Origin of the sequence: Bradyrhizobium sp. 155 (assembly GCF_023101105.1) — a bacterium.
Classification (GTDB): Bacteria; Pseudomonadota; Alphaproteobacteria; order Rhizobiales; family Xanthobacteraceae; genus Bradyrhizobium; species Bradyrhizobium canariense_D.
Map to the genome: position 1 here is coordinate 5,782,021 of NZ_CP064704.1, position 11,689 is coordinate 5,793,709.

10 protein-coding genes are annotated in these 11,689 nt (G+C 65.3%); 3 read left to right on the plus strand and 7 right to left on the minus strand.

From position 1 onward, the window contains the following. Positions 1 to 51 precede the first annotated feature (51 nt). The gene (locus IVA93_RS27960; protein WP_018454903.1) at positions 52 to 684 is read left to right on the plus strand and encodes a LysE family translocator; all 633 of its coding nucleotides are present in this window, start codon (positions 52 to 54) and stop codon (positions 682 to 684) included. A gap of 7 nt (positions 685 to 691) precedes the next feature. Next, positions 692 to 1,567, plus strand: coding sequence for an alpha/beta fold hydrolase (locus IVA93_RS27965; protein ID WP_039799260.1), 876 nt, complete (start codon positions 692 to 694; stop codon positions 1,565 to 1,567). Between the two features lie 27 nt (positions 1,568 to 1,594). On the opposite strand, the gene IVA93_RS27970 is transcribed toward IVA93_RS27965, so the two are convergent. The 3 genes from IVA93_RS27970 to IVA93_RS27980 form a co-directional block, all read right to left on the minus strand. Next, positions 1,595 to 2,479, minus strand: a complete 885-nt coding sequence (locus IVA93_RS27970) for a 4-(cytidine 5'-diphospho)-2-C-methyl-D-erythritol kinase (RefSeq protein WP_018454905.1) — start codon at positions 2,477 to 2,479, stop codon at positions 1,595 to 1,597. A 28-nt stretch (positions 2,480 to 2,507) separates the two neighbouring features. Then, entirely contained in the window at positions 2,508 to 4,310 is a 1,803-nt protein-coding gene (locus IVA93_RS27975; protein ID WP_026232840.1) for a tetratricopeptide repeat protein, read from the minus strand. Between the two features lie 331 nt (positions 4,311 to 4,641). Further along, positions 4,642 to 6,303 carry an electron transfer flavoprotein-ubiquinone oxidoreductase gene (locus IVA93_RS27980; protein WP_018454907.1) on the minus strand — a complete coding sequence of 554 codons (1,662 nt, stop codon included), beginning with the start codon at positions 6,301 to 6,303 and terminating at the stop codon, positions 4,642 to 4,644. Between the two features lie 135 nt (positions 6,304 to 6,438). Here IVA93_RS27980 and IVA93_RS27985 point away from each other — a divergent pair, with 135 nt between their 5' ends. Continuing rightward, positions 6,439 to 7,248 carry a uracil-DNA glycosylase gene (locus tag IVA93_RS27985; protein ID WP_018454908.1) on the plus strand — a complete coding sequence of 270 codons (810 nt, stop codon included), beginning with the start codon at positions 6,439 to 6,441 and terminating at the stop codon, positions 7,246 to 7,248. A 124-nt stretch (positions 7,249 to 7,372) separates the two neighbouring features. Here the strand turns inward: IVA93_RS27985 and IVA93_RS27990 are convergent, their stop codons facing one another. From IVA93_RS27990 to IVA93_RS28005, 4 genes are all read right to left on the minus strand, one after another. Further along, positions 7,373 to 8,881: a glycosyltransferase family 39 protein gene (locus tag IVA93_RS27990; RefSeq protein WP_018454909.1), complete on the minus strand. Its 1,509-nt coding sequence runs from the start codon at positions 8,879 to 8,881 to the stop codon at positions 7,373 to 7,375. A gap of 98 nt (positions 8,882 to 8,979) precedes the next feature. Further along, positions 8,980 to 9,837 (minus strand): ribonuclease HII, encoded by an 858-nt coding sequence (gene rnhB, locus IVA93_RS27995; RefSeq protein ID WP_026232841.1) that lies wholly within the window; start codon positions 9,835 to 9,837, stop codon positions 8,980 to 8,982. Between the two features lie 77 nt (positions 9,838 to 9,914). After that, complete coding sequence (locus IVA93_RS28000; RefSeq protein WP_018454911.1) at positions 9,915 to 10,370, minus strand: VOC family protein; 456 nt, start codon at positions 10,368 to 10,370, stop codon at positions 9,915 to 9,917. Positions 10,371 to 10,393: 23 nt separating this feature from the next. Continuing rightward, positions 10,394 to 11,557, minus strand: a complete 1,164-nt coding sequence (locus tag IVA93_RS28005) for a PA0069 family radical SAM protein (RefSeq protein WP_018454912.1) — start codon at positions 11,555 to 11,557, stop codon at positions 10,394 to 10,396. Positions 11,558 to 11,689: the final 132 nt, after the last annotated feature.

Sequence of the window (11,689 nt, forward strand, 5' to 3'; positions counted from 1 at the left end):
GCCTTAGTCGACGGGCCTTGCAATCGCGGCAAGCATCGCTACCAAAGCAGGATGATCAACACGAATTTCTGGCTGTTCCTGGCCGCCGCTTGTCTCATCGCCGCCGTTCCCGGCCCCGGCATTTTCTACGTCGCGGCACGGACCCTATCGGAAGGGCGCGGCAGCGGTTTTGCATCGACCGCGGGCACCGCGCTCGGCGGGCTGGTTCATGTGGTCGCGGGCAGCTTCGGCATCTCCGCGATCATTCTTGCCAGCGCCGAGCTGTTTGCCGCCGTGAAATTCGTCGGCGCACTTTATCTCGTCTGGCTCGGCATCAGGACTTTTCGCAGCGCCAGCCGCGCGCCGTCATTCGACAGCAAGCCCGTCGGCGACAAGCGCGCCTTTCGCGACGGCGTGCTGGTCGAGGCGCTGAACCCGAAGACCGCCGCCTTCTTCCTCGCCTTCATTCCGCAGTTCCTTGACCCGGCGGGATCGAACCCGACACTGCAATTCATCACGTTGGGCGCGCTCTCGGTGACGCTGAACACGCTCGCCGATATCGTGGTGGTGCTGATGGCCTCCGCGACACGTACGCAGTTGATCGGACGCCCGCATCTGATGCGACGTCTCACCCAGGGCTCCGGCGTCTTCATCGCAGGGCTCGGCCTGTCGCTCGCACTGGCGCGGCGGCCCGTGAATGGATAGCGCCACCATGCCCGCCCCGCAAAGCCGCATTTACGAGTCTCACGGCCTGCGGCTGCACTATGCCGACTGGGGCAACGACGGCGCGCCGGTCGCCATCCTGGTTCACGGCGGCCGCGATCACTGCCGGAGCTGGGACGTCATCGCCCGGTCGCTGCAGCCGCATTTTCACGTGCTCGCACCGGACCTGCGCGGTCACGGCGATTCCGACTGGACCAGGGGCGGCAGCTACGCGCTGACGGAGTATGTGTACGATCTGGCCCAGCTCGTCCGTGCCATCGCGGCGCCTCAAGTCACTCTCATCGGCCATTCTATGGGCGGCATGGTCAGCCTGATCTTTACAGGGGCATTCCCCGAACAGGTCTCGAAGCTGGTCGTGCTCGACGGCGTGACGATGTTGCCGGATACACCAAAACCGCCGGTGCATGAGCGGATCGGCAAGTGGGTCGGTCAGCTCGACAAGTTGCACGACCGCGCACCGCGCCGCTATTCGACCCTCGAAGACGCGGCGGCGCAGATGGTCCTTCACAACAAGCGGCTGTCTCGCGAGCTCGCGCTGCATCTCGCCACCCACGGCGCGCGGCAGAACGAGGACGGCACCTATAGCTGGAAGTTCGATCCCTACCAGCGCGCCTCTGCGCCGCACCGGCTCTGGCCGGACGATCACATCGCGCTGTGGTCGCGCATCACCTGTCCGACGCTGCTCTTGAATGCCGGCGAAAGCTTTCTGGCTGGCGCGAGGGCCGCGGGGCTGGAGCGCTACTTTCCGCAGGCGCGCGTCGAGACCATTGCAGGGGCCGGACACTGGCTGCAGCATGACAAGCCGCAGGAGGTGTTGGGTGAGATCCGGCGGTTTCTCGGGCTTGGCGAGGACGCTGCGGGCTAGCTCCGCAACATCCGCGTCATTGCAGATCTAGCTCAGCGTTCCCGAGTGCACCCACCAGCCGGAATGATCCCTGCGGATATTCTCGGCGGCGGCATGCGCCTCGGCAGATGCGCCATAGATCGCAAAGCACGTCGCCCCCGAGCCGGACATGCGGGCGAGCTTGACGCCGGCGGAGCCACGCAAGGCTTCCAGCACGTCGCCAATCACCGGCTTGATGCGCATCGCAGGCGCTTCGAGATCATTGGCGACGGTCTCGAGAGTATCGATCCAGTCGGCGATGGAGGCGCCCTCGCCTGGCCAGGCCGGGCCGTCGAAGACGGACGTGGCGCCGACCAGGAGTTCGCCGTTGCGCAGGCCCAGCTCCTGGAACACGTCCTTTGTCGCGACCGGCACGCGTGGATTGACCATCACGCAGGGCATGCTCGGCAGCATCAAGGGCAGCAGCTGCTCGCCGACACCGGTCATGTCGCAGGCGCGCGAGAACAGACACACCGGCACGTCGGCGCCGGTCGCAAGCGCAACCTTCTGGAGGCGGGCGTCGTCGAGCGACAGATCGTTGAGGCGCGCCAGCAACCGCAGCGCCGCCGCGGCGTCGGCCGAGCCGCCGCCGATGCCGGCGGCGACCGGGAGCACCTTGTCGAGCGCGAAGGCGCCCAGCTTCAGGTTCGGGACGGCTTCGGCCAGGAGCTTGGCCGCCTTGAACACGAGGTTGTCGGCCATATTGCCGCAGGCCGCGGCGAGCGGCCCCGTCGTGGTGAGCTTCAGCTCGCCGCCGGGCTCCAGCGTGAGCCGGTCGGCGCAGTCGGCAAAGGCGACCACGCTTTCGAGATCATGATAGCCGTCGGCACGACGGCCGACCACGCGAAGGCTCAGATTGACCTTCGCGCGCCCTTCTTCAATCAACGCCGGCATTGACGACACGCCCCCAACTTCAACTCACTCAGCCGCCCTTGCCGTCGTCCTTCTTCTTCTCCTTCTCCGCCTGCGCAGCCGAGGAGTTCGAATTGTCGTCGGTCATACCGTTTGCAATCTTGGCCTCGATCTTCGGAAGCTCATCCGCTTCGGGCTTGAGATCGCGGGCGTGGGCCCACTGGAACTTGGCTTCCAGCGTGCGGCCGACGCGCCAATAGGCGTCGCCAAGGTGATCGTTGATAGTGGGATCCTCGGGCTTGAGATCAATGGCGCGCTCGAGGTTCTTCACCGCGTCCTCGTAATTGCCGATGCGGTAATAGGCCCAGCCAAGGGAGTCGACGATGTAGCCGTCATCCGGGCGCTGCTCGACTGCCCGCTTGATCATCTTCATGCCTTCGTCGAGATTGATGCCCTGGTCGATCCAGGAATAGCCGAGATAGTTGAGGACGTGCGGCTGGTCGGGTTGCAGCTCGAGCGCCTTCTTCATGTCGGCTTCGGCCTTGCCCCACTGCTTGGAGCGCTCCTCGCAGATGCCGCGATAATAATACCAGACGCTGTTGGCCTTATCGTTGCCGGCCGGCAGCACGTCGACGCCTTGCGAATAGGTCGCGCCGCATTCGCCGAACTTCTTGCGGCCGCGCTCGATGTTGCCGAGCGCCATGATGGCTTCGAGATCCTTGGGATCCTCAGTGGTGACGCCCTTGAGGATCTTGATCGCCTCGTCGGTGCGGTCGGCGGAATCCAGATCGATGGCGAGCTGGATTTGGGCGTTGCGCTTGAGTGGAGAGGACGACGGCACCCGCTCGTAGACCTTGATCGCCATCTGCGGCCGCTTCACCGATTCATAGAGATCGGCGAGCGAGAGCAGCGCCAGGGGATGGGTGGGCTGCAGGTAGAGCGAGAGCTGGAGGTAGACCAGCGCCAGATCCTCGCCGCCGCGGCGGGTCAGTGTGGCGCCGATGCCGTAGAGTGCTTCTGCGGCGCCGGCTTGCGCGCTATCGACCAGCGGCGGCATCTTCTTGCCGGCCTTGGTGTCGCGCAACCCTTCCACGATCAGCGGATGGCGGGCGAGCTTCTTGTCGAAAGCCTGGTAGACCGTGGTCGCGGCGGCCGAGTCCTTGTTGCGAGATAGCCAGCGCGCATAGGCCTCGGTGACACGCAACATGGAATCGTCGAGCTTGTAGGCACGCTCGAACCGGGTGCCAGCGTCTTTCTCCTTGCCGGCGAGTTCGAGGATCATGCCGGCATGGAGATCCTTGAACAGCGGATACCATTCAGGACCGGCCAGCTTGTCGATGGTGGCGACGCCGCCCTTGGCATCCCCCGCACCATAGGCGGCCCAGCCCGACAGCAGCGTGGCGACGAGATCGGTGATCGGACCGCGGATCGACTGGTTGATGTTGGTCTGCGCGGTCGCGTACTTCTTGAACTTGAGATCGTGCACGCCAACGACGAGCCGTGCAACGCGGTTGGTCTTGTCGATGGTCAGGATGCGCTCGGCGAGCTTGACAGCCTCGTCGATGTCACCGTCGGCGACCGAGGAGATGAAGGCGCGGTCGAGCAGCTCGTTGTTCTTGGGGTCGGTGCGCAGGGCCGAGCGATAGAATGCAGCGGCGGAGGCCGCGTCGCGCTCGACGCTGGCGTGGCGGGCGGCGAGATAGCTGCCGGAGGTGGTCAGCGCCTTCAGATCGTTTCGGGTCGGAAACTGCGCCGCCGTGTCGGACGGATGGTCCGGCGTCTGCGCCCGGACCGCGCCGGGGACCGTCGCCATCGCTGAGCCCATGAGGGCAATGGCGGCAACAGTCCAACGGTTGAAACGATTTGAAAGCATCGGGGCTCGCCTTGAGTTGGTAGTGCCTGGGTTTGCAGAAGGCCGTATCGCAAGCGAACGCGGCCGGTGGCATGGGGACCCGGAACCGTCAGGCCGACAATGCCGCTTTTGGCGCTTCACCGCAAGGATTCGGGCCGGGCGATCCCCTCCGCACGGCACAAATCGGCCAAGTGACCCGTCAAGAGCGCCCCAAGACGCCGCCAGTATGGCCTTATCGTGACCACGGGGACCGCGGCCGGGTTCTCACGCGAACGTGCGTCACAGGGCGAAGATCACGCAACTCTGGTCACATTGGCCTCGGTCACATGGATCGTGACTTGCTGACCCCAGCCTACATGGCCTCGTAGTTCGGACCGCCGCCGCCCTCCGGGGGAACCCAGGTGATGTTGCCGTTGGGGTCCTTCACGTCGCAGGTTTTGCAGTGAACGCAGTTCTGGGCATTGATCTGGAAGCGCGGGCCCGAACCTTCCTCGATCCACTCATAGACGCCGGCCGGGCAATAGCGATTCGAGGGACCGGCAAACACGTCGTGCTCGGAGGTCTTCTGGAGGTTCATGTCCGTGACCTTGAGATGGACCGGCTGGTCCTCCTCATGATTGGTATTGGACAGGAACACCGACGAGAGCTTGTCGAAGGAAATCTTGCCGTCCGGCTTCGGGTAGGTTCTCGGCGCGTGGGTCTTGGCCGGATCGAGCGTCGCGCGATCGGGCTTCGCGTGCGACTGGGTGCCAAATAGCGAGCCGCCGAACAGCGTGTTGCACCACATGTCGAAGATGCCGAGCCCGGCGCCGATGAAGGTGCCGAACTTCGACAACAACGGCTTGGCATTGCGGACAGGATAGAGGTCCTTACCGACGACGGAATCGCGCCAACCGTTCTCGTATTCGACCAGCTCATCATTGGCGCGGCCCGCAGCGAGAGCCACGTTAACATGTTCGGCCGCGAGCATGCCGGTGCCCATGGCATTGTGCACGCCCTTGATCCGGGGCACGTTGACGAAGCCGGCCGCGCAGCCGATTAGCGCACCGCCCGGGAAGCTCAGCCGCGGCACCGACTGGTACCCGCCTTCGGTGATGGCGCGCGCGCCGTAAGCCAGCCGCTTGCCGCCTTCAAGCGTCGCGCGGACGGCCGGATGGTTCTTGACGCGCTGGAATTCGTCGAATGGCGACAAATAGGGGTCGTTGTAGTTGAGATGAACGACGAAACCGATCGACACCAGGTTCTCGTCATAATGGTAGAAGAACAGGCCGCCGCCGGTGTTGTTGTTCAAGGGCCAGCCAACCGCGTGCTGCACGAGGCCCTTCTGATGCTTGGCCGGATCGATCTGCCAGACTTCCTTGAGCCCGATGCCAAATTTCGGCGGCTCACTTTTGGTGTCGAGCGCGTATTTCGAGATCAGCTGCTTGGTCAGGCTGCCGCGCGCACCTTCGGCGAACAGCGTGTACTTGCCGAGCAATTCCATGCCACGGGTAAAGGAGTCCTTCGGCTTGCCGTCCCGGCCGATCCCCATGTCGCCGGTGGCGATGCCGCGCACCGCGCCATTGTCGTCATAGAGCACTTCGGCCGCGGCAAAACCGGGATAGATCTCGACGCCTAGCGCTTCCGCTTTGCGCGCCAGCCAGCGGCAGACATTGCCGAGCGAGCCGATATAGCAGTGATGATTGTCCATCAGCGGCGGCATGATGAAGTTCGGCAGCTTGATCGCGCTGGTCTCGGTGAACCAGAAGAAGCGGTCGTCCTTGACCTGCGTCTTGAGCGGACAATCGGAATCCTCGCGCCAGTCCGGGATCAGCTTGTCGAGCCCGGCCGGATCGATCACGGCGCCGGAGAGAATATGCGCACCGACCTCGGAGCCCTTCTCCACCACCACGACATTGAGATCGGCATTGATCTGCTTCAGCCGGATCGCCGCAGCCAGGCCCGAGGGACCGGCGCCGACGATGACGACGTCGAATTCCATGGATTCGCGCGGGGGAAGTTCTTCGGTGCTCATCTGATCTCAGCCCTTGAGACGGTCCTTGGTCGATTGCGCCCTCTTGTTTCCGATTTTTCCGGGTAGGACAACCTCGGAAATGCGTTTCGCCGGGGTGCAAGGCGCCCCAAACTGGACTAATAGTCAGACTTTCCGATGATCCCAGAACCCGCACCCACGGTCCGAGAGCTGCTCGCCTTCTATCTGGAGGCCGGAGTCGATTGCACGCTCGCGGAGGAACCGATCGACCGCCTGGCGGAATTGGATGTTCCACCTCCGGCCCCGCGCGCGCCACCTCCAGTCGAGGCCCCACGGCCGGTCGCCGCGCCCGCGGTGATGCGCGGCGAGGCGGCACCTGCGCCCGACATCGCGATCGCCTCGGCGCGCGAGGCCGCACGCACCGCGCCAAGCTTGGAGGCGCTGCGCGAGCTGATGCAGAGCTTTGACGGCTGCGCGCTGAAGCACACGGCGACACGTTTGGTTTTCGCCGACGGCAATCCGCAGGCACGCATCATGTTCGTCGGCGAGGCACCGGGCCGCGACGAGGACATCGAGGGGCTGCCCTTCGTCGGGCGCAGCGGCAAGCTGCTCGATTTGATGATAGGAGCCATAGGCCTCAACCGCACCACGGCCTACATCGCCAACGTGATTCCCTGGCGGCCGCCCGGCAACCGCACGCCGACGCCGCAGGAGACGCAAATCTGCCTGCCGTTCATCCAGCGCCAGATCGAGCTGGTGAATCCGGAGGTGCTGGTGACACTCGGCAATCCCTCGACGCAGACGCTGCTGTCGACCCGCGAAGGCATCATGCGTACCCGCGGCCGCTGGTTCGACTACGAGACGGGCGGGCGCACCATTCGCGCGCTGCCGACCTTCCATCCCGCCTATCTGTTGCGCTCGCCGTCGTACAAGCGGCTGGCCTGGCAGGATCTGCGCGCGATCGCGAAGGTGCTGGCGGAGGCGTGAGGGGCCGTACAGCCTTTCGCCGTCATTGCGGGCGCAGCGAAGCAATCCAGAATCTTTCCGCGGAGGGGCTGTGGATTGCTTCGTCGCAAGGGCTCCTCGCAATGACCACCGAAAGAGCGAGCAACTAAGTCCCCTTCGGCCGCACGATGGCCCAGCCGATGCGCAGGAGTTGCTGGCGTCCGGTCACCAGCCATTCGAAGGCGCGCGGGACTTCCGGCACGATGCCGGGAAAGCGCGCGAGGATGTCCGGCGGCGGCGTGCCGGCGGTATCGGAAGCGCGCCAGACCACGACGCCGCCGGTCTCGCTGAATTTGGCCTGATTGATCCAGGGTGTACGCGCGGGCTCGGCATCGATGAAGAGATGCGGCCGGCCGGAATGCAGCGTGATCAAGCTCGCAAGCTGGGTCTCGCCGGCGACCGCGCGCAGGCGATGATTGGTGCGGCGGGCAAAGCTCTCGTCGAAGAAGTCCGAAATCGCGCGGGCCGGCATCGAGGTCGCGATCTCGTTGGCACCGGTCCACGGCAGCAGCAGGACGGCGAGCACGACGCCGATTGCGGGCGCCACGACGGCAGCCGCCCAGACCATCCGCAGCATCCTCGCGCGGCGCATCGCGATGAGATCGCCGGCCCCCACGACCACGGCAAGCCCCGACAACACCAGCACGACGCCGGCGCCGCCGACGACGGCGTCGAGGCCCAGCAGGCCGGAGATCAGCACCGCGCCGAGCGCCGGCGCCAGCGCGAAGAAATAGACGAAATTACGTGCGAGCGGCTCGACCGGCGGGCGGTAGATGATCGGCGCCTCCTCGCTCTTGGGCACGAACAGGCCGGTGTTGAGGACGGTCAGCGCCGGGATCGCCGCCGCACCGAGCAGGAGCCCCCCGAGCAGCCAGGCCGCGTGCAGCGCACGGGCATTGAGCTGGGCGACCTCAGGCAGGGCCGGCAGGACGAGCGCCTCGGCGCGCGTCAGCCAGACGGCATAGGGCAATGCCAGCACGGCGACGACCACCAGCGCAAACAGCGGGTCGAAGGCACGCAACGTGCGGCGGCCGTCCGCGGTTGCGAGCGCGAAGACGACGATCAGCAGCAGCAGGAAGATCGCAGCCGGCGTCGTCAACAGCAAGAGGCCGGCCTCGATCGACCAGGCAAACCAGGCGTTGCCGCGGCGCTGTCCGATGATCTGCCAGGAATGCAGCAGCAGCAGCGCCCAGAGCGGTCGCGCCAGCACCAGAGGGCCGAAGTCGAGTGTGGGCGAGGAGAAGGCCAGCAGCGTCATGGTCAGCAGCACGGCCAGCACTGCCTGCTGGGGGCCGACCACCGCGCGGGACAGATGATAGAGCGTGATCAACGTCGCGATCCCGCAGAGTTCGGCCAGCACGTAGACACCGAACAGGTGGCCGCCGGCAGCGCGATAGGCGATGTCGGCGAGCCAGACCGGCAAGGGCGGCCCGAGATCGGTGCCGACCTGGTATTCGCGGCCGAAGGCCAGCAGGGTCGCGAGACTGCCGGGCGGGCTGCGATAAAACACGAGCGCCACGAACAGCCACATCGCGGCCTGGAGCAGCACGGCGATCCAGACGATCAGCCGCGGCCGCGCGCGAATGAGCTCGATGACCAGGGAGGTAAACCGCATGTAACGTCCGAAAGATGCAGCCAACCCGTGAAGCCGGCCCTATTCGCTCACGACTGTTTTGATAAAGGGCGTGACGCGTCGTGGCAACTGAGTCTCGTCTAGAGATTTGCCGACGCGTCGACTTCCAGGCTCGCGTCCACCTGCAGCTGGATCTCGGTCACCGCAAACAGATCCTGCGCCGGCTCGACCGTCCAGGGCATGTGCTTGGCGCGTGCGGCGGCGACGGGGGCGAAGAAGCTGCGGTGGTGGACGGTGGGACCGAGGCGGTTGAGCGCGTCGAGGTGCTCGGGCACGGCGTAGCCCTTATGCTGCTCGAAACCGTAGCCGGGACAGTCCTGCGCCAACGCGCACATCAGGCGGTCCCGCGTTACCTTGGCGATGATCGAGGCCGCTGCGATCGACAGGACGATGCCGTCGCCGCCGATCACGGCCTCGCAATCGCATTCCGTGTCGAGCCGGTCGCGGCCGTCGACGAAGACGTGCCGCGGCTGCTGGGGCAGCGCCACCACGGCGCGCTTCAGCGCCCACAGCGAGGCGCGCAGGATGTTGTCGCGGTCGATGCGGGAGCGCGAGGCGACGGCCACCGAGACCTGGGCGGTCGCGCAGATCTTGCCGAACAGCCTTTCGCGCTCCTCGGCCGTCAGGCGCTTGGAATCGTCGATGCCGCGCGGGATGCGGTCGGGATCGAGAATCACCGCCGCCGCCACCACCGGACCGGCCAGTGGCCCCCGGCCCGCCTCATCGCAGCCCGCTACCGGCCAAACGCCGCACTTGATCAGCGCGCGCTCACGGCGGAAGCTTGGGGCAACGATGATGGCGCTCTTTGTGCCGGCCAGCGCCTTGGCGATTTTTTTGGGCGCAGCTTTCTTGTTCTCAGGCGCAGCCTTCTCGTTCTTAGGCGCAGCCTTTTTGGGCGCGCCTTTGGCCGGCTTCTTGGCGGATTGATCCCGAATCATGGCCGGGATCGTGCGCAAGCGGCATGGCCTGCGCAATCGGGAACCTCGAACAATTCCCGTTATTCAAGCCAGCCGCCCTATTCCGCCAGATGCACCCGCCGGTCCTCGCCGACGTCGATGCCGGGCGCGACCACGACCTCCCAGGGATGGCCGTCAGGATCGGCGAAATAGCCGGAATAGCCGCCGTAGTCGGTCTCATGTGCTGCCTTCAGCAACGCGGCTCCCTTGCTGACGGCGAAGACCAGCACCGCATCCACCTCCTCACGCGCGCGGCAATTCCAGGCGAGCGTCATGCCGCGGAACGTCGATGGCCTCGGATGATCAGGCAATTTGGCGTCGACCGCGAGTTGATCCCAGGGAAACAACGCGAGCACCGGACCGCCGGTGTCATAGAACGCAACGGTCTCGCCGGTTACCTTGAGCCGGCGCGAGAAACCGAGCGCGTCGTAAAAGGCAATGCTGGCGCGGATGTCGTTCACGCCCAGCGTGATGACGGTCAGCCGCGGGATAGGAGCTGGCGGTTCCTTACTCATAGACGCCTCTCTCACTTCGTCCCTCAGAACAGGCTGAGCTGATCGCCGTTCCGCTTCGGCTTGGCAAAATGATCCGTCGTCAGCTTGGCGCGCCGTTTGTTCAGCCCGAGCCTGTCGCAAGCGATCTCGAAGCGGCGGCCGATGGTCCAGGCCATCGGGCCGGTGCCCTTCATGCGCTCGCCCCATTTCGCATCGTAGTCACGGCCGCCGCGCATGTCGCGGATCAGCGTGAAGACGTGGCGATACCGGTCCGGATAGTTCGCCATCAGCCATTCCCGAAAGAGATCGCGCACCTCGAGCGGCAACCGCAGCAACACGTAGGAGGCCTCCTTGACGCCGGCATGGGCGGCGGCATCCAGGATGCGCTCGATCTCGGAATCGTTCAGCGCGGGGATCACGGGCGCGACCATGACGGTGGTCGGAATGCCAGCCTCGGAAAGCTGCTTCAGTGCCTCCAGCCGCTTCGGCGGCGTGGACGCCCGCGGCTCCATGGTGCGCGCTAGTTTCGGATCGAGCGAGGTCACGGAGATCCCGACCTTGGCGAGGTTGCGTTTGGCCATTCGCGCGAGAATGTCGATGTCGCGCACGACCAGCGCCGACTTGGTGACGATCCCGACGGGATGGCCGGCGCGCTCCAGCACCTCCAGAATGCCGCGCATGATTTTGCGCTCGCGCTCGATCGGCTGATAGGGATCGGTGTTGGTGCCGATCGCGATCATCCGCGGCTCGTAGCCCGGCGCCGCAAGCTCCTTCTCGAGCAACGCCGGCGCCTCGGGCTTCACGAACAGCTTCGACTCAAAGTCGAGCCCCGGCGACAGGCCGAGATAGGCATGCGTCGGCCGCGCGAAGCAATAGACGCAGCCGTGCTCGCAACCGCGGTAGGGATTGATCGAACGATCGAAGCCGATGTCGGGAGATTCGTTGCGGGTGATCACCTTGCGCGAGGTGTCGATCCCGACCGTGGTCTTGAACGGGGGCAGTTCTTCAAGGCTCTGCCAGCCATCGTCGAATGCGACGCGCGCCTCGGCCTCAAACCGGCCGCTGGCGTTGGACTGCGCGCCCCGGCCTCGCCTGCGCTGGCGGTCGATGGCGACCGCCAGCTCAGGGAAGTCAGAAGGCGCACCCGCCGGCTCGGAGGGCGCCGTGACCGGCGGGTGCTTGAGAGCATGAGAGGATGCTGGACTCATGAAGCCAAGATAGCATGTCAAAGGAACAAATCAAGAACACAAACAAAAAACGTGAAAACAACCCCATGCACAGTAGAGCTGCCCAAATTTCGGGCGGGGGTTTTTGACTTCACGCAACACCAGCGTGACCAC

Coding starts and splice junctions, on each gene's coding strand:
- IVA93_RS27980 (WP_018454907.1), bottom strand. CDS start 6,303: ATGAGCACCGAAGAACTTCCCCCGCGCGAATCCATGGAATTCGACGTC.
- IVA93_RS28000 (WP_018454911.1), bottom strand. CDS start 10,370: ATGAGTAAGGAACCGCCAGCTCCTATCCCGCGGCTGACCGTCATCACG.
- rnhB (WP_026232841.1), bottom strand. CDS start 9,837: ATGATTCGGGATCAATCCGCCAAGAAGCCGGCCAAAGGCGCGCCCAAA.
- IVA93_RS27960 (WP_018454903.1), top strand. CDS start 52: ATGATCAACACGAATTTCTGGCTGTTCCTGGCCGCCGCTTGTCTCATC.
- IVA93_RS27990 (WP_018454909.1), bottom strand. CDS start 8,881: ATGCGGTTTACCTCCCTGGTCATCGAGCTCATTCGCGCGCGGCCGCGG.
- IVA93_RS27965 (WP_039799260.1), top strand. CDS start 692: ATGCCCGCCCCGCAAAGCCGCATTTACGAGTCTCACGGCCTGCGGCTG.
- IVA93_RS27985 (WP_018454908.1), top strand. CDS start 6,439: ATGATCCCAGAACCCGCACCCACGGTCCGAGAGCTGCTCGCCTTCTAT.
- IVA93_RS27970 (WP_018454905.1), bottom strand. CDS start 2,479: ATGCCGGCGTTGATTGAAGAAGGGCGCGCGAAGGTCAATCTGAGCCTT.
- IVA93_RS28005 (WP_018454912.1), bottom strand. CDS start 11,557: ATGAGTCCAGCATCCTCTCATGCTCTCAAGCACCCGCCGGTCACGGCG.
- IVA93_RS27975 (WP_026232840.1), bottom strand. CDS start 4,310: ATGCTTTCAAATCGTTTCAACCGTTGGACTGTTGCCGCCATTGCCCTC.